Source organism: Nocardia sp. NPDC051750 (assembly GCF_044453135.1).
Taxonomy (GTDB): domain Bacteria; phylum Actinomycetota; class Actinomycetes; order Mycobacteriales; family Mycobacteriaceae; genus Nocardia.
Map to the genome: position 1 here is coordinate 660,034 of NZ_JBITCK010000004.1, position 19,936 is coordinate 679,969.

The 19,936-nt window shown below is 68.3% G+C and carries 19 protein-coding genes; 12 read left to right on the plus strand and 7 right to left on the minus strand.

The window, feature by feature from the left end; genetic code table 11:
* Positions 1-82 precede the first annotated feature (82 nt).
* Both ehuC and ehuB read right to left on the minus strand, forming a co-directional pair.
* On the minus strand, positions 83-835 hold the full coding sequence (gene ehuC, locus ACIA75_RS21420; protein ID WP_397106541.1) for an ectoine/hydroxyectoine ABC transporter permease subunit EhuC: 753 nt from the start codon (positions 833-835) through the stop codon (positions 83-85).
* Positions 836-908: 73 nt separating this feature from the next.
* Positions 909-1,793 (minus strand): ectoine/hydroxyectoine ABC transporter substrate-binding protein EhuB, encoded by an 885-nt coding sequence (gene ehuB / locus ACIA75_RS21425; RefSeq protein WP_397106543.1) that lies wholly within the window; start codon positions 1,791-1,793, stop codon positions 909-911.
* Positions 1,794-2,143: 350 nt separating this feature from the next.
* Here ehuB and ACIA75_RS21430 point away from each other — a divergent pair, with 350 nt between their 5' ends.
* Positions 2,144-3,901 (plus strand): proline--tRNA ligase, encoded by a 1,758-nt coding sequence (locus ACIA75_RS21430; RefSeq protein WP_397106545.1) that lies wholly within the window; start codon positions 2,144-2,146, stop codon positions 3,899-3,901.
* Between the two features lie 62 nt (positions 3,902-3,963).
* Here the strand turns inward: ACIA75_RS21430 and ACIA75_RS21435 are convergent, their stop codons facing one another.
* Entirely contained in the window at positions 3,964-4,554 is a 591-nt protein-coding gene (locus ACIA75_RS21435; protein ID WP_397106547.1) for a TetR/AcrR family transcriptional regulator, read from the minus strand.
* A 259-nt stretch (positions 4,555-4,813) separates the two neighbouring features.
* Positions 4,814-5,653, minus strand: a complete 840-nt coding sequence (locus ACIA75_RS21440) for an SDR family NAD(P)-dependent oxidoreductase (protein ID WP_397106549.1) — start codon at positions 5,651-5,653, stop codon at positions 4,814-4,816.
* Positions 5,654-5,784: 131 nt separating this feature from the next.
* On the opposite strand from ACIA75_RS21440, the gene ACIA75_RS21445 reads away from it, so the two are divergent.
* The gene (locus ACIA75_RS21445) at positions 5,785-6,417 is read left to right on the plus strand and encodes a TetR/AcrR family transcriptional regulator (protein WP_397106551.1); all 633 of its coding nucleotides are present in this window, start codon (positions 5,785-5,787) and stop codon (positions 6,415-6,417) included.
* 157 nt (positions 6,418-6,574) lie between these two features.
* On the opposite strand, the gene ACIA75_RS21450 is transcribed toward ACIA75_RS21445, so the two are convergent.
* Positions 6,575-7,309 (minus strand): glucose 1-dehydrogenase, encoded by a 735-nt coding sequence (locus ACIA75_RS21450; RefSeq protein WP_397106553.1) that lies wholly within the window; start codon positions 7,307-7,309, stop codon positions 6,575-6,577.
* A 122-nt stretch (positions 7,310-7,431) separates the two neighbouring features.
* Between ACIA75_RS21450 and ACIA75_RS21455 the strand changes: the two genes are divergently transcribed.
* From ACIA75_RS21455 to ACIA75_RS21465, 3 genes are all read left to right on the plus strand, one after another.
* Positions 7,432-8,508 carry a diacylglycerol kinase gene (locus tag ACIA75_RS21455; protein ID WP_397106555.1) on the plus strand — a complete coding sequence of 359 codons (1,077 nt, stop codon included), beginning with the start codon at positions 7,432-7,434 and terminating at the stop codon, positions 8,506-8,508.
* A 111-nt stretch (positions 8,509-8,619) separates the two neighbouring features.
* The gene (locus ACIA75_RS21460; protein ID WP_397106557.1) at positions 8,620-8,808 is read left to right on the plus strand and encodes a hypothetical protein; all 189 of its coding nucleotides are present in this window, start codon (positions 8,620-8,622) and stop codon (positions 8,806-8,808) included.
* A gap of 300 nt (positions 8,809-9,108) precedes the next feature.
* A complete protein-coding gene (locus ACIA75_RS21465) occupies positions 9,109-11,001 on the plus strand; it encodes a hypothetical protein (RefSeq protein WP_397106559.1) in 1,893 nt (630 codons plus the stop codon).
* Positions 11,002-11,221: 220 nt separating this feature from the next.
* On the opposite strand, the gene ACIA75_RS21470 is transcribed toward ACIA75_RS21465, so the two are convergent.
* On the minus strand, positions 11,222-11,656 hold the full coding sequence (locus ACIA75_RS21470; protein ID WP_397106561.1) for a ferritin-like domain-containing protein: 435 nt from the start codon (positions 11,654-11,656) through the stop codon (positions 11,222-11,224).
* A gap of 145 nt (positions 11,657-11,801) precedes the next feature.
* Complete coding sequence (locus ACIA75_RS21475) at positions 11,802-12,362, minus strand: hypothetical protein (RefSeq protein ID WP_397106563.1); 561 nt, start codon at positions 12,360-12,362, stop codon at positions 11,802-11,804.
* A 158-nt stretch (positions 12,363-12,520) separates the two neighbouring features.
* Here ACIA75_RS21475 and rimP point away from each other — a divergent pair, with 158 nt between their 5' ends.
* From rimP to ACIA75_RS21510, 7 genes are all read left to right on the plus strand, one after another.
* Positions 12,521-13,144: a ribosome maturation factor RimP gene (gene rimP / locus ACIA75_RS21480; RefSeq protein WP_397106565.1), complete on the plus strand. Its 624-nt coding sequence runs from the start codon at positions 12,521-12,523 to the stop codon at positions 13,142-13,144.
* Positions 13,141-14,169: a transcription termination factor NusA gene (nusA, locus tag ACIA75_RS21485; RefSeq protein WP_397106567.1), complete on the plus strand. Its 1,029-nt coding sequence runs from the start codon at positions 13,141-13,143 to the stop codon at positions 14,167-14,169. The genes rimP and nusA overlap by 4 nt, the downstream gene beginning before the upstream one ends.
* Before the next feature lie 266 nt (positions 14,170-14,435).
* On the plus strand, positions 14,436-14,657 hold the full coding sequence (locus ACIA75_RS21490) for a YlxR family protein (RefSeq protein ID WP_397106569.1): 222 nt from the start codon (positions 14,436-14,438) through the stop codon (positions 14,655-14,657).
* A gap of 108 nt (positions 14,658-14,765) precedes the next feature.
* A complete protein-coding gene (gene infB, locus ACIA75_RS21495) occupies positions 14,766-17,744 on the plus strand; it encodes a translation initiation factor IF-2 (protein WP_397106571.1) in 2,979 nt (992 codons plus the stop codon).
* Positions 17,745-17,863: 119 nt separating this feature from the next.
* Positions 17,864-18,154 carry a DUF503 domain-containing protein gene (locus ACIA75_RS21500; RefSeq protein WP_397106573.1) on the plus strand — a complete coding sequence of 97 codons (291 nt, stop codon included), beginning with the start codon at positions 17,864-17,866 and terminating at the stop codon, positions 18,152-18,154.
* Positions 18,155-18,251: 97 nt separating this feature from the next.
* Positions 18,252-18,692, plus strand: a complete 441-nt coding sequence (gene rbfA / locus ACIA75_RS21505; RefSeq protein ID WP_397106575.1) for a 30S ribosome-binding factor RbfA — start codon at positions 18,252-18,254, stop codon at positions 18,690-18,692.
* A 13-nt stretch (positions 18,693-18,705) separates the two neighbouring features.
* On the plus strand, positions 18,706-19,713 hold the full coding sequence (locus ACIA75_RS21510) for a bifunctional oligoribonuclease/PAP phosphatase NrnA (RefSeq protein ID WP_397106577.1): 1,008 nt from the start codon (positions 18,706-18,708) through the stop codon (positions 19,711-19,713).
* The last annotated feature ends 223 nt before the right edge of the window (positions 19,714-19,936 follow it).

Below are 19,936 nucleotides of genomic sequence, written 5' to 3' on the forward strand. Positions count from 1 at the left end.
TAACGCATCGTGGCACCTTTGCCGGACTGGTGCACGCGGTCAGCGGAGGCCGCAGCGGAGGCGGAGGTATCGCAGTATCGCATCACGGTGCCACCTTCCGCGGTGCGGGCCCGGTGTCGGCGGCCGTGTCCAGCGATTTGTCGGGTGCCAGTCGCAGGACGTCACGCAGGGAGGGGCCGCGGCCCAGCTTGTGTTTGGCTCGTGCCTCTACGAGGTTCATTCCGAGACTGAGCAGATAGGCGATCACGAAGTAGATGAGGAGGCCGACGCCGTAAGCGAACAGCGTGTCGCCGGTGCTGTCCCGCAGTTTCGACGTCTCGAATGTCAGGTCCTGCAGCGTGATGTAGGAAGCGACCGCCGTGCCCTTCAACAGATGTACGAGCAGGTTGCCCAGTGGGGGGATCATCAGCGCCCAGGCCTGCGGGAACAGCACCCGGCGCAATCGCTGCCAGGGGCTGAATCCCAGCGCGACCGCGGCCTCGGTCTGGGCCTTCGGTACTGCGTTCAGGGCTCCGCGCACCACTTCCGCGCCGTACGCGCCGTAATTCAGGCCCAGCGCCAGGATCCCGCAGAACACGGGATCGAGCTGATAGCCCAGCAGCGGCAGCACGTAATACAGCCAGAACAGCTGCACCAGCAGGGAAGTCCCCCGGAAGAACTCGATCAGAACCCGGGCGGACCCGCGCACCACCAGGTTGTGGACACGGACCGTTGTGCCCAGTGCCAGTGCGAGAACGAAGGCCAGCAGCGCCCCGCCGGCGGTGAGTTCGAGGGTGACCAGGATTCCGTCGCCGATCCGTGGCAGCGCCTCGACGAGAGCGTCGAGATGGTTCACCGGACGCGTCCCCTCCCCGGCCCCGGCAGGCCGGAAAGGTTCGGCGCCGCTATCGAATTGTGGTAGAGCACGATCAGATATCGCCCGCGCACAGCTTGGCGGTGGTCAGTTCCGGATCGGGCAGTTCGGCCTCGGTGAAGCCGTACTCACCGACGATCGAGAGGTACTTGTCCTTATCCGAGGTGATCTTGGCCAACTCCGCGTTGTAGGCATCGAGCAGATCCTTGTCGTCGGTGCGGAACACCGTACCGCCCGCACCGACCTGCGGTTTCCCATCGATTTCCGCGACGAAGGATTTGGTGACCTCCACCGGCGCGTCCGGGTTGTGGTCGGCCAGCCAGTTCAACGAGATCGCGGTGAGGGCGAAAACATCGGAGCGGCCCGAGGTGACGGCATCCATACCGTCCTGGGGCGAGCCGACCTGGGTGGCGTCGATACCGAGCGAGGTGGCGTAATCCGATTCGATCGCGCCCGTCATCGCCGCCATCTTGGCGCCTTTGTCCTTGATCGACTGCATATCGGTGAGCCCGAGCGGGTTGCCCTTCTTCACCATCAACGCGGTGGTGTACATGAACTCCGGTTCGCTGAAGGCGGCTTGGCTGCACCGGTCCGGCAGGATCGACATGCCCGCGCTCACCGCGTCGAAGCGCTGTGCCTGCAGACCCGGTATCAGGGCACCGAAATCGGTTTGCACGCCGTCGACCGTCTCGATCCCGAGGTTGCGGAAGATCTCCCGGTGCAGGGCGACCGTCGCGCCGGTCAGCTGCCCGTTCTCCTCGAACGAGTACGGTGCCTCGCCGGCGAATCCGACGGTGATCGCGCCCTTGTCCTTCAAGGACTGCAGGAGTTCCCCGCTGGCCGCCGTATCGGTTTTGGTGCACCCCACCAGCGATCCCGCGGTCAGCACCGCTCCCGCGAGGACTGCGATTGCGCGCGCCCTTGATTTCTTGGTTCCCATCACGGCCGACCTTTCCACGGGGCGCTGACGCAGGTTGTCCCGTGTCGTTTTCGGCGCTGGGGTGCACACAGGTCAGCGGCCATTTTCAGTTTGCTCAGGAATTACTCAGGAAATCCCGGTGGACAGAACCCTAGTGGTGTCCGGTACCGACTCTCGGGGTCGCAATGAATCCGCAAAGAGAAGTTCAATATTTGTATATAAAAAAGTTATCCAAACGTATTTGTATTGTTATTCGGTGCGGGCGTACCGAACTGCCCGGAAAGGCCCTCCGACCGGCGGCGACCCACCTCTGGGGCGGAAGAGGTAATGGGGTGTCGGCCCGGATCGGGCAGGGGCTACGCTGAGCAACCGTGATCACCCGCCTCTCCCGCCTCTTCCTCCGTACGTTGCGCGACGACCCCGCCGACGCCGAGGTGCCCAGCCACAAGCTGCTGGTGCGCGCCGGTTATGTGCGCCGGATCGCGCCGGGTGTGTACTCGTGGCTGCCGCTGGGCCTGCGGGTACTGCACAAGGTGGAGGAGGTGGTGCGCGAAGAAATGAACGGCATCGGCGCGCAGGAGATCTCACTCCCGGCGCTGCTGCCCCGCGACCCCTACGAGGCCACCAACCGCTGGACCGAATACGGCGACAGCCTTTTTCGCCTGCAGGACCGCAAGGGTGCCGATATGCTGCTCGGCCCCACCCACGAGGAGCTGTTCACGCTCACCGTCAAGGGTGAGTACAACTCCTATAAAGACCTGCCGGTCACCCTGTATCAGATCCAGGCCAAGTACCGCGACGAGGAACGCCCCCGCGCCGGCATCCTGCGCGGCCGCGAATTCATCATGAAGGACTCCTACTCCTTCGACCTCGACGAAGCGGGCCTGAAGGCGAGCTATACCGCGCACCGCGAGGCCTACCAGCGTATTTTCGACCGGCTCGGCGTGAAGTACGTGATCGTCGCCGCCACCTCCGGCGCCATGGGCGGTAGCGCCTCCGAGGAGTTCCTGGCCGACAGTCCGGTCGGCGAGGATACCTACGTCGTCTGCCGGGAATCCGGTTACGCGGCGAATGTGGAGGCCGTGGTGACCCCGGCTCCCGAACCGCTGCCCCTGGAGGGGCAGCCCGAGGCGATCGTGCACGACACCCCGGACACACCCACGATCGCGACCCTCGTCGACTGGGCCAACGCCGCCGGGATCGCGGATCTGCTGGGTCGCCCGGTCACGGCCGCGGACACCTTGAAGAACGTCATGGTGAAACTGCGGCATCCCGACGGGAAAACCGAGATCGTCGGCATCGGGGTGCCGGGAGACCGGGAAGTCGACGACAAGCGGATCGGCGCCTCGGTGGAACCGGCCGAGGTCGAACTGCTCACCGACACCGATTTCGCCGAGAACCCCTTCCTGATCAAGGGATATATCGGGCCGAAGGGGCTGCAGGCCAACGGTATCCGCTACCTCGTCGACCCCCGCGTGGTCAGCGGAACCTCGTGGATCACCGGCGCCGATTCCCCCGGCAAGCATGTGGTCGGCCTCGTCGCCGGCCGCGATTTCACCCCGGACGGCACCATCGAGGCCGCGCAAGTGCGCGACGGTGACCTCTCGCCCGACGGCCGCGGGCCGCTGGTCTCGGCGCGCGGTATCGAGATCGGCCATATCTTCCAGCTCGGCTACAAGTACACCGATGCCTTCGGGGTCGACGTTCTCGGCGAGAACGGCAAACCGGTGCGGCTCGTCATGGGCTCGTACGGTATCGGTGTCTCGCGCATGGTGGCGGTGATCGCGGAACAGCAGCACGACGACAAGGGCCTGCGCTGGCCGTCCGAGGTCGCGCCCTACGACGTGCACGTGGTGATCGCCAACAAGGACGAGGCCGCCCGCGCGGGCGCCGAAGAGGTCGTCGCCGCGCTGGACGCCCAGGGCCTGGACGTACTCTTCGACGACCGCACCGCCTCACCCGGTGTGAAATTCAAGGACGCCGAACTGCTCGGCATGCCGTACGTGCTGGTCATCGGCCGCGGCTGGGCCGAAGGCAAGGTCGAGCTGCGCGACCGCTTCACCGGCGAGACCCTCGAGATCCCGGCCGATTCCGCCGTTCCGACGGTCGTTTCCCGGATCCGCGGCTGACCGAACGGATCTCGCCCGGTGGCCGGTCTTCCCCCGGGATACCGGCCACCGGAGCAGTGTGCTCAGTGGGCGACCGATAGCTCCGTCAGTTTCCGGGCGGCGTCGTGGACTGCCGCCGCGGCATTCTGCTGCCCGGTGATGGAGTAGCTGACGATCGCACCTTCGTGCAGGCTCAGCAGTTGCACCGCGACGGTGGCGTGATCGGCGGCGCCCGCGTCGATCAGGAGCCGGTCGAACAGGTCGTACAGCCATTGCTTTTCGGCGACGATCACCTGTCTGCCCGGGTGGGCGGGATCGGGGAGTTCGGCGAACGCATTGATGAAACTGCAGCCTCTGCTGCTGCCGGGGAGCCATTCGGGGAGGACGTCGAACGGTGTCAGTACCCGATCGATCGGATCGGTGCGTTCGGCGAGACGAGCCTCGATCAGTGCCCGCCAGCGACGGTCGCGTTGTTCGAGATAGGTGACCAATAACCCGTCCTTCGACCCGAAGCGGTCGTAAAGGGTCCGTTTGGTCACGCCGGATTCGGCGGCGATCGTATCGACCCCGACCGCGTGGATTCCGCGGGTGTAGAAGAGCTCGGCCGCCGTATCGAGGATGCGCTGCGCGGCCGGCGTCAGCGTTGTCTCCGCGTCGTGCGCGGTCGTGGACATACCCGGCTCCCTTGCATTCACAGATCTGTGTACCTATGGTAGCTCCCAGAGGAACTTTACAGATCTGTGTAGTGGAGGTTGTCATGCAACGTGCAGCGCGAGGATTGGTCACCTTCTTTCGCGATTTCGCACTCGGTGTGCACCTGGCGCACGGTATCCGGCACGGCGTCCCAGCCGGCCGTGCCCGGCGGGGGCGGCGGGCGGCCGATATCCGCCGTCCGGTGGAGGGGCGCGCCGAGCAGGCGCTCGCCCGGTGCGATCAGTGCTGGAGCCCGGCTCCTTCGAGTAGCGTCCGCGTGTGATCGGCCAGGCGCCGGGCTGCGCGGGGGTCGAACGCCGCGCTCTCGATATCGACGCTGGTGTCCTGCATGAACGCGGAGAGCGATGCGGTCCGGCGATCGTCGAGGTGTCGCACGATCCGGGCGACGGCGGCGTCGACGGGTTGGCCACGCCGGCGCATATCGGCGACCGTCGTGGCATCTTCCGGTGAGTACTCGCCGGTGAACCCGGTGGCGGTCAGCCCGGGGTGCATCAAGATGTACCGGATGTGGTGACTCGGGTGGTCGCGGGTGAACGCGACCGCGAGTAGATCGCTGAGCTTGCCGCACTGATGCATGACCGCGTCCGGATCGTACGAGCGCGCGAACTGCAGGTCGTCCCAATGGATCCGGGACAGATCTCCGCCGGGGCCGGAAAGGTCCACCACCGCCGGTGCATCGGCCCGCTCCAGATTCTCGGCCAGGCCGTACGTGAGCAGATATCGACTCAGATAGAAGAGGGCGAACGAGGATTCGAACCCTTCCTCGGTCAACGCCCGGGTCGACCGGTAGTAGCGCGCGCCCAGGAACAGGAGGTCGATGACGGGGCAGGAGTCGGTCAGTGTGTCGAGAATGCGGCGGTTCTCGGCGACCAGGCTCAGATCGGCAGGGAGGAATTCGATGCGCTCGGCCGCGCCGCGGCGGGCCGCCGCTTCGAGGGCAGCGTTGCCCTTTTCCGTATTGCGCCCGATGATCACGACCCGATCCCCGCGCTCGAGATAGGACAGCGCCAGCGCCCGGCCGATGCCGTCGGTTCCGCCGGTGATTACTACGGTTCTCATCCACACTCCTTCGGTGATGCTATTCGCATACCGGTGAGACTTTCTTTCCAGACTCACGAGTCTAGTGCACCGAGGCGCAATTGTGTACTCATGAGTCTGGAAAGCTGATCCCATAGGCTTAGAATGCGAGGATGACGACGGCCGGGAACACCGCGCGACCGCGTGGTCGTATCGACAAACAGCAAGCGATCCTCGCCGCGGCGTTCGCGGTCTTCGCCCGCAGCGGATACGCCCAGACGCGGATGGACCAGATAGCCGCCGAAGCCGGGGTCGCAAAAGCCACGGTGTACAGCCACTTCGGGGACAAAGAACAGGTTTTCCGGCATGCCGTGCAGGCGCTGTCGGACGCTGCGCTGGAGTCGAATCTGGCGGTGGTCGAACAATTGGCGGACCCCGGCGCCGATCTCGGGGCCACGCTGCGGTCCGTGGGCGCCGAACTGATCCGGTGTTATTGCAGCCCGGAATCACGCGCGCTGCGGCGTCTGGTCTGCGCGGAGGCGGCGCAGTTCCCAGGTCTGACCGAGACGATGGACGAGGTCTCCGGTCGGGTCGTCCGTGCCCTGGCCGACCGGCTGGCCCGCCTCGCCCTGACCGGAACCCTGCGGATCGATGATCCGGACCTGGCCGCGGCGCAATGGGCGGCCCTGCTCACCGGCCCGCTCCGGGCGCGTTACAAGTTCGGCGCCGAGCCACTCCCGGATGCTGAGGTGCAGGCAGTAAGCGCCGGGGCTGTGACGACTTTCTTGGCAGCCTTCGGGCACTGAGTAACAAACCGGATGCGGATACGCGCAGGAGAGTGCTGTGATTCCGGCTGGTGCGCGGGGCTCTTCCGGCGCTGTCCGTGGGGCTGAACGTGCACTGGCGCCGCGGTGCTGAAGCGCGGTGGCTGCAGTGGTTTCGGTGCGATGCGCCCCAGTGTGACTACTTGTGCGGCACTCCCGTGACCAGTCCGCCGTCGACCACGAACTCGCTGCCGGTGGCGTAGGAGGATTCGTCGCTGGCCAGGAACAGGATGAACGTGGCGACCTCGGCGGATTCGGCGGGGCGGCCCAGTGGGATCGTCACCAGATCGTCGGGGATGCCCTCGGTCATCGGGGTGCGGATCAGGCCGGGGTGTACGGAGTTGACCCGGATGCCGTGCGGGGCAAGTTCGAGTGCCGCTGATTTGGCCAGGCCGCGGACGCCCCATTTGGAGGCGACGTAACCGTGGGCGAACGGGGCGCCGCGCAGTCCTTCGATGGAGGAGACATTGATGATCGACCCGCCGCCGGCGGCGATCATCGGCTCGACCGCGGCGCGCATGCCGAGGAAGGTGCCGACCAGATTCACGTCGAGGACCGCCCGGAACTTCTCCAGCGAAAGCTTGTGCAGCGGTGCGCCGTTGACGATTCCGGCATTGTTCACGAGCACATCGAGTTTGCCGAATTCGGCGGTGGCGGTGGCGGTGGCGGTATCCCACTGGTCGGGTTCGGTGACGTCCAGCGGAACGTAGCGTGCGGCGGCGCCGATCTCCGCGGCGAGTGCCTTGCCCTCGTCATGGAGAACGTCGCCGATGACCACCTGCGCGCCCTCGGCCACCAGCAGCTTCGCATGGGCCGCGCCCATACCCCGTGCGCCGCCACTGATCAGGGCGACTTTGCCGTCTACGCGTCCCATGCCGGTGACGCTACCATGAAACTGGAACACGTTCTAGACACTGTTCCGGAATAGTGTTCGGAGCTGTAAACCGCAGTGGAGCAGCGATTTCACCGCGCATGTCCCCGTATCTAGGAGAAGCAATGCCCCTTCGCGTAGTCCTCGTCGGCACCGGTAATGCCGGCCGGATCGCCCTGACCCAGCTCATCACCGACCCGCGGTTCGACCTCGTCGGTGTGGGTGTCTCCACGCCGGAGAAGGTCGGCACCGACGCGGGGGAACTCGCGGGGCTGACGGTGACCACGGGGGTGACCGCGGTCGGGGATATCGACCAGTTGCTGGCCACCCGGCCCGACTGCGCCGTGTACTGCGCGATGGGCGACACCCGTCTCGTCGAGGCGATGGGCGACGTCCAGCGCTTCCTGGAGGCGGGCATCAATGTGGTCGGCACCTCGCCTGGTCTGCTCATGTACCCGTGGGGGACGTTGCCGCCGAAATTCTTCGCCGGGATCGAGGCGGCGGCCACCGCGGGGCAGGCCAGCCTGTTCGTCAACGGGGTGGACCCGGGATTCGTCAACGATCTCGTCCCGTTCGCGCTGACCTCCACCTGCCAGCGGGTCGAACAGGTGCGCTGTCTGGAGATCGCCGACTATGCGACCTACGACGGATCCACGGTCATGTTCGATGTGATGGGGTTCGGCAAACCTCTCGACGAAACCCCGATGCTGCTGCAACCGGGTGTGCTCGGCATCGCGTGGGGTCCGGCGATGCGTGCACTGGCGGCCGGGCTCGGCGTGCAGATCGACGAGATCACCGAAAGCTACGAACGCGAACCCGCGCCGGAGAGCTTCGAGATCGCCGTGGGCGAGGTGCCGAAGGGCAGCCAGGCGGCACTGCGGTTCGAGATCACCGGTCATGTGGCCGGGCATCCGGCGATCGTCGTCGAGCACATCACCCGGTTGCGCGACGATCTGCGGCCGGACTGGGCACGGCCGGCGCAAGCCGGCGGGTCGTATCGGGTGGAGATCACCGGCGAACCCTCGTATGCCGTGGACATCAGCCCGTCGAGCCGCCGGGGCGACCACAACTACGCCGCGATCCTGGCCGGGGTCGGCCGGGTGGTGAATGCCATACCGGCCGTCGTGGCCGCAGAACCAGGTATCCGAACCACCGGTGACCTGCCGTTGTACACCGGTCCCGGACTCACGGTCCCGGCCTGACCGAGATCAACTGCCTGCGGATTCGGCGGCGATCCGCCGACGCGCCTAAGCTCGGACACTTGAGCGGTCGAGCCGGTGGCTCGCCGCCGACACCAGGGAAGGTTGCGCTGAATGTATGAGCCCGACCGGTCCGGCCCGCGTGAGCCGAACCTGTCCGAACTGCGGGAACGCGCTGCGCACGGCGATTCCGACGCCGTTGCCCAGCTGCTCGATATCGGGGACGAACGAACCGATGCCGTGGACCTGAGCGAATACGACCTCGGCACGGAAACCGCCGAGGGCACCGACGCCGAGCGGTAATCCGCTGCCGGCCCCTGATCTCACATAGGTTCGGACCTGAACGAAATGGGGGGTCACGATCAACTCTCTGTACGCCGATGTCGGCGTACAGACTGGCCCCCTGGACAGTTCTGGCCGGTCACCGCATGGACCGGATAGTCCCGGCTGTCGGGCCTGTCGTGCCGGCCTTCGAATCATGACGCCGGATTGCGGTATCGAATAGTAGGGACCGCCGCTGAGCGGAATCAACGGGCAGCGGCCGTGGATATCTGCCGCCGATAGCGGCGTGTTCCGGGCGACCCACTTGTAGGGTGGGTTGGCATGGGAAGCGCTCCGGTTACCGCACCGGAGCGCACGTCTCTCCGCGATACGCAGGCAACCGGGTCCGGGAATGGATCGGGTTCCGGCCGGATGTCCGGGGTGCTGCGCCGGTGGCGGCGGATGCCCGGCCGGAAGGTACTGGCCGCGGCGGCCGGCCTGGTCCTGCTGCAGCTCGTGGTGCGGGGCTGGGTCCTGGCGAACGGCTACTTCTATTGGGACGATCTCATCCTCGCGGGGCGCGACGGTAGCCATCCGCTGCTGTCCGGTGCGCTGCTGTTCCCCGATCACGACGGGCATGTCATGCCCCTGGCGTTCGCGGTCTCGTGGCTGGTCACCGCGGTCGCGCCGCTCGAATGGGGTGTCGCGGCGGTGGTGATCCTGCTCATGCAGGCGGGCGCGGCGCTCGCTGTTCTGCGCCTCCTGCTGACCCTGCTCGGGCCCCGGCGAGTGGTGCTGATACCGCTGGCCTTCTACCTTTTCTGCCCGCTGACAGTGCCCGCGTTCGCCTGGTGGGCGGCGGCATTGAACGCACTGCCGCTGCAGATCGTGCTGGCCTGGGTCGCCGCGGACGCGGTACTGCTCGACCGCACCGGGCGCCGGCGGTATGCGGTGTCGGGGATCGTGCTGGTGGCCGTGGGTCTGCTGTTCTTCGAGAAGGCCGCGATCGTTCCGTTCGTCGCGTTCGCCGTGGTGGTACTGCGGCGGCAGGTGGACGGCCGCGGTATCGCACTGCGGGAAGTACTGCGCCGCGGTGTGGTGCTGTGGGCCGGGGCGGCCGCGGTGCTGAGCTGCTGGGCGCTGATCTACTACGCGGTGGCCGGGATATCGGGTAGCCACGGCGACAGCGGAGATCTAGCACATATGCTGCCCGGCGCGGCATGGGCCGGGGTGGTCACCGCCTTGCTCGGCGGGCCGTGGGGCTGGGAACGGTGGGTGCCGTCGGCGCCGTGGGCGGTGGCGCCCGACTGGGCGGCCTGGGCGGCGTGGGGGCTGCTGGCGGTGGTGGTGATCGCGACGATCCGGGCCCGGCCGGTGGTCTGGCCGGTGTGGGCCGCGGTGGTGGTGTACCTGCCGGCGGTACAGATACCGGTCGCGCTCATGCGAGCCGGGCCGAACACGGTCGACGAACTCACGATGTCGTTGCGCTACCTGGCCGACGCCGCGGTCGTGCTCACCATCGCGGGTGCGCTTCTGCTGCGGGCGTTCGCCCGCCGCCGGCGCAGACCGGCAGGCAATCGCGTCCGCGGGTGGCCCCGGCTCCTTCCGGCCACCGTCGCGGTCGTGCTGTTCACGGCGAGCAGCCTGTGGTCGACGTACACGTTCACCCGGAGCTGGTCGGAGGGGCCGACGAAAACCTATGTGACGACCGTGAAATCGGAGTTCGCCCGGTGGGACGGGATACCGCTGCTGGAGCAGGAGGTGCCCTGGACCGTGCTCAACCCGACCGCCTATCCGGAGAACGAGGCGAGCCGGGTGCTGTCGTCGATCGCGCCGCCGGGCGCCTTCGCCGATGCCACCGAGCGCCTGCGCATGATCACCGACAACGGCGAGTTCGCGGATGCCCGGGTGTGGTGGAACCGGACCGTCGTGCCCGGCCCGGAGCCCGGCTGCGGCTACCGGATCGCCCATCTGGTACCGGTGCGGGTCGCGCTGGACGGTCCCATGATCGCGCACGAATGGACCGCGCAGCTGAACTACTTCGCGGACCGGGACGCACAGATCGCGGTGGGTTTCGAGAGCGGCGTGAAGGTGCCGGTACCGGTGCGGGCCGGACTGCACACGGTGTTCGTGCGGATCGTGGGAAGCGGATCGGCACTGTTGATCCACAACCGGACCCCAGGGTCGCAGGTGTGCCTCGGTACGGGTCCGGTGGGCGTCGCGTCCTACACCTGACAGCATGTCCGACAACTCGTATGGGGTTATCGGACACCGCCCTTCTCGGGCATCGTCGGTTCACGCCCCGACAGGGATGTGAACGTCGGTTCCCGCGTCTTCCGGGCCGGTTTCACCGACACCCCTGGGTGCCGGTCAGCGCCTTCTCGTCGGCGGGCATTGGTAACCCGGCCCACCGCCGGAGCGCCGCCGGAAGGTGTGTCCGGTGCCTCCAGCGAGGTCAGGGCTGACCCGGAAACGCGGTGGTGGCCGGGTCGGTGCCGCGCACCGACTGCCATACCGCACGCCGGCCCGCGGATTCGGTCAGCGCGTCGATCGCGGTGCGGCGGGTGGTTTCGGCCTCGGCGCGCTCGACCACCGCCCGCCACGCGATCGCGGTATCGGTTTCGACCACGATGGCCAGCTGCGCGGCGGTATCCGGATCGGATACCGGTATCGGCACCGTATAGGCGGGGTCCGGCGCCGGCACCGGACCGCCCTGACCGGTGAGAATATCCACGGTGCCGTCCCGGCGGGCCCGATGGGCGGCGGTGTGCTGGGCGACCGTCCGGCGCTGATCGGCGCCCGCGTGGGCGGCGATCACGCCGTAGGCGTAGACGGCGGCGTACTCGGCCCCGAGTGCGTCGTGCAACGCCTGCTGTTCGGTTTCGCTCATACTGACTCCTCGGGCATGAGTGCGGGCCCTGCGTGGTTATGCTTCGCTGCCGCCTCTGGGCCTGACCCACTCATGCTGTGTCCATTGGGCATGAGTGCGGGCCCTGCGTGGTTACGCTTCGCTGCCGCCTCCGGGCCTGACCCACTCATGCCAGCAGCACCCCCACCTGGACCGCGCACGCGGCGCTGATCGAGGCGAGCAGACCCGCGCGGTACCCGGACTGGGTAACCGCCAGATCGGCCGCCGCCCGCTGGGAGGCGGTGAGCTGGTCGCGCAGCCCGTCGATACTCGGGGGTGCGGCCGGGGCCGGTGTGGTCGTCGGGGCCGGTGTGCGCACGGCCGGCGTCGTCCCGTCGCCGTAGACACCGATCGCCCGATCGATCTCGGTGCGCAGGGCGTCGGCGTGGGCGGTGCGTTCGGCGGCGACGGTGGTCAGCGCGGCGGTGCGCGCCGGATCGATCGTGATCGCGGCGGTCGCGGCGGCCGCATCGGTACGCGCGGAGAACTCCTGGGCGACGAGGACGTCGGGTTCGGTGATGGGGTCCTCGGCACAGGAGATCAGGGCGGGCAGAGTCAGCAGCCCCACGACGCCACCGCCGGCGAACCGCAGCGCGGTACGGCGATTCGGGCGACGGAGTGCACGGCCGTCCGTGCCCTCTGTGGCAGCTCGGCCGTCCGCGGGCCGGTCGGTAACACGCTCGGTCACCGGACCATCGTGCCAGATTCGCGATATCGCCCCCGGCCTGGCATCGTCCGTGGAACTTACCGCCGACCGCTGGACCTTTACCTTCTCGGCGCGCGATAGGCTGGGACACCGGCACAGAACATTCCGTCCGCGTAAAAACTGAACCAGGAGCTGCCCATATGCCGATGCCGACCGAGGAAAGGGTGAGCCGGCTCGTCGCCGGACTCGTCGCCGGTCGAGGATTCGATCTCGAAGGTGTCGAGGTGTCCACCGCGGCGGGGCAGACCCGGGTGCGGGTGATCGTGGACAGCGACGACACCGCGGACCTGGACAGTATCGCCGAACTCAGCACACAGGTGTCGGAATGCCTGGACGAAGCGGACGACGAGTTCGGGGCCTTCCGCTACCTCCTCGAGGTGACCACGCCGGGGATCGACCGTCCACTGACCGCCGACCGGCACTGGCGCCGGGCGCGGGGGCGCAAGGTCCGGGTCGTGCTGCGGCCGGGGGTCGCGGCGCCCGAGCCCGGGCTGCCGGGGTCGTTCGAGGCCCGGGTCGGTGCGCTCGACGGTGACCGGATCGCGCTGGTGCTCGGGGGTAAGCGCGCACCGCGCCTGGTCACGGTCGGATTGGGGGATATCGAACGCGCAGTGGTCGAGGTGGAATTCGCCCCGCCGAGCGCACGTGAACTCGAACTCGCCGGGGGTGTCGCCGCCGGCCGCCCACCCGCGGGAGCGGACGCCGCGGAACCAACCGGAACCACTGTCGCCGCGTCCGATTCGACCGAAGGGACCATGGAATGAATATCGAAATCGAAGCCCTGCGCGCCATCGTCGCGGATAAAGGGATCTCGATCGAGACCGTGATCTCCGCGATCGAAACCGCACTGCTCACCGCCTACAAGCACACCGAGGGGCACCAGCCCAACGCCCGGGTCGAAATCGACCAGCGCACCGGTCTGGTGCGGGTGCTGGCCACCGAACTCGACGCCGAGGGGCAGGTGGTCTCCGAATGGGACGACACCCCCGAGGGGTTCGGCCGGATCGCCGCCACCACTGCCCGTCAGGTGGTGCTGCAGCGGCTGCGTGATGCGGAGAACGAGAAATCCTTCGGCGAATTCTCGACGCACGAGGGCGATATCGTGGGCGGCGTGGTGCAGCGCGACGCGCGTGCCAATGCCCGCGGCACCGTGGTGGTGCGGATCGGCAGCGAACTGCACGGCACCGAAGGACTGATCCCTTCGGCGGAACAGGTGCCGGGGGAGAACTACGAACACGGTGACCGGATCAAGTGCTATGTGGTCGGCGTCTCACGCGGTCCGCGGGGTCCGCAGATCACCCTCTCGCGTACTCACCCCAACCTGGTCCGGCGCCTGTTCGCCCTGGAGGTGCCGGAGATCGCGGACGGGTCGGTGGAGATCGTGGCGGTGGCCCGGGAGGCCGGGCACCGATCCAAGATCGCGGTCCGCTCCACGGTGTCCGGTGTGAATGCCAAAGGCGCGTGTATCGGGCCGATGGGGCAGCGGGTGCGCAATGTGATGAGCGAACTGGCCGGCGAGAAGATCGACATCATCGACTACGCGGAGGATCCGGCGACCTTCGTGGGCAACGCGCTGTCGCCGTCGAAAGTGGTATCGGTCACAGTCGTCGATCCCGATGCTCGTGCGGCGCGGGTGATCGTGCCCGATTTCCAGCTGTCGCTGGCCATCGGCAAAGAGGGGCAGAACGCCCGGCTCGCGGCCCGGCTCACCGGCTGGCGGATCGATATCCGCAGCGATGCCGCGCCGGATGCCGGTGGTTCGGTGCGGACGGAGGCTCAGCGCCGTTGACTCCTACCCCGCACTCGGCGCGCCCCGCGCGCGCCCATCGGCCCGACCAGCGAACACGCCGTGCCGACCCGCCCGTGGAGCCGTCGGCGGGGGCGGGGTTGGAGGGCGCCGACCGGTCAGCGGTAGAGTGGTGTCAGGTTCGGTCCGAGTCTTCGGTATCCGCCCACGAACGTGGAGAGTCCGCGGCGCTCCGGCGCCCGGTATATCCGCTACGGACGTGCGTCGGTTGCCGGAAACGCGAACCGGCCGCCGAACTGCTGAGGATCGTGGCGCGTGGGCCCGGCACCGGTAACGGTGCGGACGCTCTCGTGATCGTTCCCGATCCACAGCGCAGACTTCCCGGACGGGGTGCCTGGCTGCACCCCTTTTCGTCTTGTCTGAGCACCGCGGTCCGGCGCCGAGCGATCGGCAGAGCACTACGAGTGTCCGGAAATCTGGATATCTCAGCCCTGGAGCAACACCTCGAGAACAGGCACGAGCACTCATGAGCACACCGTGAAGTACCAACGATGAACGTCCATCGGAGTTAACCCGAGGTCGTGCGGGTCCCCGCCAGCAGGCGGGAGGCACTGCTCGACCTCTCAGTGAGGAGAGCAGTGGCAGGCAAGGCCCGCGTGCACGAGTTGGCAAAAGAACTCGGTGTCACGAGTAAAGAACTACTCGCGAAGCTCAAGGAGCAGGGCGAGTTCGTGAAGTCGGCATCGTCGACGGTGGAGGCACCCGTCGCGCGTCGGCTCCGCGAGTCGTTCTCGGCGAAATCCGCGCCGGGGAAATCCGACCGGTCGAACGGAACCAAACCACCGGCCCGTCCCGGCCCGGCGACCGGAGCGAAACCCGCGGCCCCGGGGCCGCGTCCCGGACCCCGGCCCCCCGCCCCGGCGACGAAACCGGGTCCCGCCGTATCCACCCCGGCCGCCGAAAGCGCTCCGGCGCCGGCGGCTGCCGAATCCGGCCCGGCGCCCGCCGCCGCGGGCCCACGGCCCGGTCCCGCGGTGAAGCCCGGTCCGGCCCCTACCCGGGAAGCGGCGCAGGCGCCCGCGGCCAAACCGGCCACGCCGCCCGCCGCCCGTCCGGGCCAGCAGCAGCGCCCGGCGCCCGGGCAGAGCCCGGCCCGTCCCGGCCCCAAACCCGGCCCGAAAACCCCTCGGGTCGGCAACAATCCGTTCTCCTCGGCTCCCGAACGTGAGCGTCCGACGCCGCGTCCGCAGCCGGGTCAGGGTGGCCCGCGTCCCACTCCGGGTCAGGGCGGTCCGCGTCCGGGTCCGGCGCAGGGTGGTCCCCGCCCCGGCCAAGGTGGTCCCCGTCCCGGTGGTAACGCACCGCGGCCCGGCCCCGGCGGCCAGCGGCCCGCAGCGGCGCAGGGTGGTCCCCGTCCCGGTGGTCCGCGGCCGAGCCCGGCCTCGATGCCGCCCCGCCCGACCCCCGGTGCCATGCCGCAGCGTTCGGCGCGGCCCGGTCCGGCGGCCGGTGGTCGTCCCGGTGGTGGCCGGCCCGGCGCCGGTGGCGGCGGTCGTCCCGGTGGGGGCGGCGGCGGTTACCGCGGTGGCGGTGGCGGCGGCGCGCCCGCCGGTACCGGCGCGCCCGCCGGTGGTGGCGGTTTCCGTGGTCGTCCCGGTGGCGGCGGTGGCCGTCCTGGTGGCCCCGGTGGTCGCGGTGGCGCGGCCGGTGCGTTCGGCCGTCCCGGTGGTGCGCCTCGGCGTGGTCGTAAGTCGAAGCGGCAGAAGCGCCAGGAATACGATTCGATGCAGGCCCCGTCGGTCGGCGGTGTGCGGCTGCCCCGCGGCAACGGTGAGGTCATCCGCCTCGCCCGCGGCGCGTCGCTGTCCGATTTCGCGGAGAAGATCGACGCCAACCCGGCCGCATTGGTCCAGGCGTTGTTCAACCTGGGTGAAATGGTCACCGCGACCCAGTCGGTGAACGACGAAACCCTCGAGCTGCTCGGCGGCGAGATGAACTACGTCGTGCACGTGGTGAGCCCCGAGGACGAGGACCGCGAACTGCTGGAATCGTTCGACCTCACCTACGGCGAGGACGAAGGCGGCGAGGAAGACCTCGAACAGCGGCCACCGGTGGTCACCGTCATGGGCCACGTCGATCACGGTAAGACCCGCCTGCTGGACACGATCCGCAAGGCCAACGTCCGCGAGGGCGAGGCCGGCGGGATCACCCAGCACATCGGCGCCTACCAGGTGATGACCCATCTCGGCGACGACGACCGGCTCATCACCTTCATCGACACCCCGGGTCACGAGGCGTTCACCGCCATGCGTGCCCGTGGTGCGAAGGCCACCGATATCGCGATCCTGGTGGTCGCCGCCGACGATGGTGTCATGCCGCAGACGGTGGAGGCCATCAACCACGCGCAGGCGGCCGATGTGCCGATCGTGGTGGCGGTGAACAAGATCGACAAGGAAGGCGCGAACCCGGAGAAGATCCGGCAGCAGCTGACCGAGTACAACCTGGTGGCCGAGGAGTACGGCGGCGACACCATGTTCGTCGACATCTCAGCCAGGGAGAACATCAATATCGAGGCCCTGCTCGAGGCGGTACTGCTCACCGCGGACGCCGCCCTGGACCTGCGGGCCAATCCGGAACAGGATGCCCAGGGTGTGGCCATCGAGGCGCATCTGGACCGCGGTCGCGGCCCGGTCGCCACGGTGCTCATCCAGCGCGGCACGCTGCGGGTCGGCGATTCGATCGTGGCGGGCGATGCCTACGGCCGCGTCCGGCGCATGGTCGACGAACACGGCGCCGATGTCGAGGCGGCCCTGCCGTCGCGGCCGGTCCAGGTCGTCGGCTTCACGTCGGTGCCGGGCGCGGGTGACAACCTGCTGGTCGTCGACGAGGACCGGATCGCCCGGCAGATCGCCGACCGGCGCAATGCGCGTAAGCGCAACGCACTGGCCGCGCGTAGCCGTAAGCGGATCAGCCTCGAGGATCTGGATGCCGCGCTGAAGGAAACCAGCGAGCTGAACCTGATCCTCAAGGGCGACAACTCCGGTACCGTCGAGGCGCTGGAAGAGGCCCTGCTCGGGATCGAGATCGACGACGAGGTGCGCCTGCGGGTCATCGACCGCGGTGTCGGTGGTGTCACCGAAACCAACGTCAACCTGGCGTCGGCCTCGAACGCGATCATCATCGGGTTCAACGTCCGGGCCGAGGGCAAGGCCACCGAACTGGCCAACCGCGAAGGCGTGGACATCCGGTACTACTCGGTGATCTACCAGGCCATCGACGAGATCGAGAGCGCGCTCAAGGGCATGCTCAAGCCGGTCTACGAAGAGGTGGAACTGGGCCGCGCCGAGATCCGGGCGATCTTCCGTTCGTCGAAGATCGGTCTCATCGCCGGTTGCATGGTGACCTCGGGCGCCGTCAAGCGCAATGCCAAGGCCCGCCTGCTCCGCGACAACATGGTGGTCGCCGAATCCACGACGATCAGCTCGTTGCGCCGGGAGAAGGACGATGCCATGGAGGTCCGCGAGGGCTTCGAATGCGGTATGACGCTGACCTACTCCGATATCAAGGAAGGCGACATCATCGAGGCCTACGAGTTGCGCGAGAAGCCGCGCGACTGACCGTGACGCGGGCCGGAACCAGACGTCCGGCCCGCTCGTCTCATCGGCACGACCGGCCCGGGACTCGCCGCGTACCGGCGGGTCCCGGGGCCGTGTCGTCGCTATAACTGGGAGGTTGCGTGTACCTGGGTGCACTCGAGTTCGACATCCTGCTGGGTGATGTGCACTCTCTGAAAGAGAAGCGTTCGGTGATCCGGCCGATCCTGGCCGAACTCCAGCGCTTCGGGGTGAGCACCGCCGAAGCCGGGGATCACGACCGCTACCGGCGCACACTGCTGGCGGTGGGCATGGTGTCGGCCGGAATGGACCACCTCACGACCGTGCTCGACCGATGCGAGCGGCATGTCGCGGCCCGTCCGGAGTTACAGTTGCTGGCAGTACGCCGGCGCGTCTTCGGACCAGAGGACTGACCGGCCGCGCAGGTGATATCAGCGGTGGCCGCGCGCGTGCGGCAGAGTGCGCCCACGCGGACCGTCCCACCGTCGCTGAACAGGGAAAGGAGCGGCCATGGTGGATCAAGCCAGGGCACGCCGGCTCGCCAAACGGATCTCCGCGATCGTGGCCACGGCGATCGAATACGAGATCAAGGACCCACGGCTGGGTTTCGTCACCGTCACCGATGCGAAGGTCACCGGTGACCTGCGTGAGGCGACCGTCTATTACACGGTCATGGGTGAAACCGTCGACGCCGAGCCCGATTACACCGGGGCGGCCGCCGGGCTGGAGAAAGCCAAGGGTGTGCTGCGCTCGAAAGTGGGCGCCGGGACCGGGGTGAAGTTCACCCCGACACTGGCCTTCGTACTCGATACGGTGCCCGACGCCGCCCGCCAGATGGAGGATCTGCTGGCCCGCGCCCGGGCCGCCGACGACGCTGTCGCCCGGGTGGCGGCCGACGCCACCCCCGCCGGCGAGGCGGACCCGTACAAAACACCCCGCGACGACGACTGAGCCGCGGGCCACTATGACCACAACCGGTGCCGCTGTGGATTACACCGCGGCCGTTCGGGCGCTGGATACCGCGCGTTCGGTGACCATCCTCTGTCATATCCAGCCCGATGCCGACACCCTCGGCAGCGGGCTGGCTCTGGCGCTGGTGCTGCATCGGCGCGGGGTCCCGGTGCGGGTGTCGTTCGCCGAACCCGCCGAACTGCCGATGGGCCTGCGGACTCTGCCCGGCACCCGCTTCCTGGTTCCGCCGGCCGAGGTGCCCGCGGCGGTCGACGTGCTGGTCACCGTGGACTGCGGCGCAGCCGGTCGGCTCGGCGCACTGGCCGATCGGTTACCGGGCGCGGGAACCACAGTGGTGATCGACCATCATCGGTCCAACACCCGGTTCGGGACCGTCAACCTGATAGATCCGGACGCTGTGTCCACCGCGAGTGTGCTCACCGCCCTGCTGGATATCTGGCAGGAGCCGATCGACGCCGACATAGCGCACTGCCTGTTCGCCGGGCTGGCCACCGACAGCGGATCGTTCCGCTGGGTGACACCCGGTACGCATGCGCTGGCCGAACGGTTACTGGCCACCGGGATCGACGGCGCCGCCATCACCCGCACGTTGATGGACACCCATCCTTTCGCCTGGTTGCAGATGCTCTCGACGGTGCTCGCCTCGGCGCGACTGGATCGTGCGGCCCACGGCGGTACCGGCCTGGTTGCCGCGTTCGTCCTGGCCACCGATCTGGCGGGCGTGCGCCAGGAAGAGGCCGAGAGTGTTGTCGATATCGTGCGGGCTACCGCGGAGGCCGGTATCGCGGCGGTGTTCAAGGAAGCCCGTCCGGTGGACGAGCGGCGGCGGTGGACGGTATCGCTGCGGTCGAAGGACAGTGGTCCCGGTACCGGCGACGGCGCCGATGTCGCCGCGATAGCCACCGGGCTCGGCGGCGGCGGGCATCGTTACGCGGCCGGCTACACGACCTACGGCGAACCGGACGAGATCCTCACCCAGCTGAGTACCGCGCTGGGTTGACGGTGCCTGGGGGAGGCAGTGGCAGCAGAGGCTCCGAATCCGTCCGATCAGCCCCGGCGCGGCCGGACGCCGGGCCTGGTGTCGACCGGCGCCGGTTCGATCGGATCCGGTCCCGTCCGGCCGGATACTGGCCGTGTGCCCGGCAAGCACGGAGTGCGGTACCGGTTCCCTCATGATTCGCGACACGATCAGCGGTCGGAAGTGAGCGCGTTCGGGTATGCGG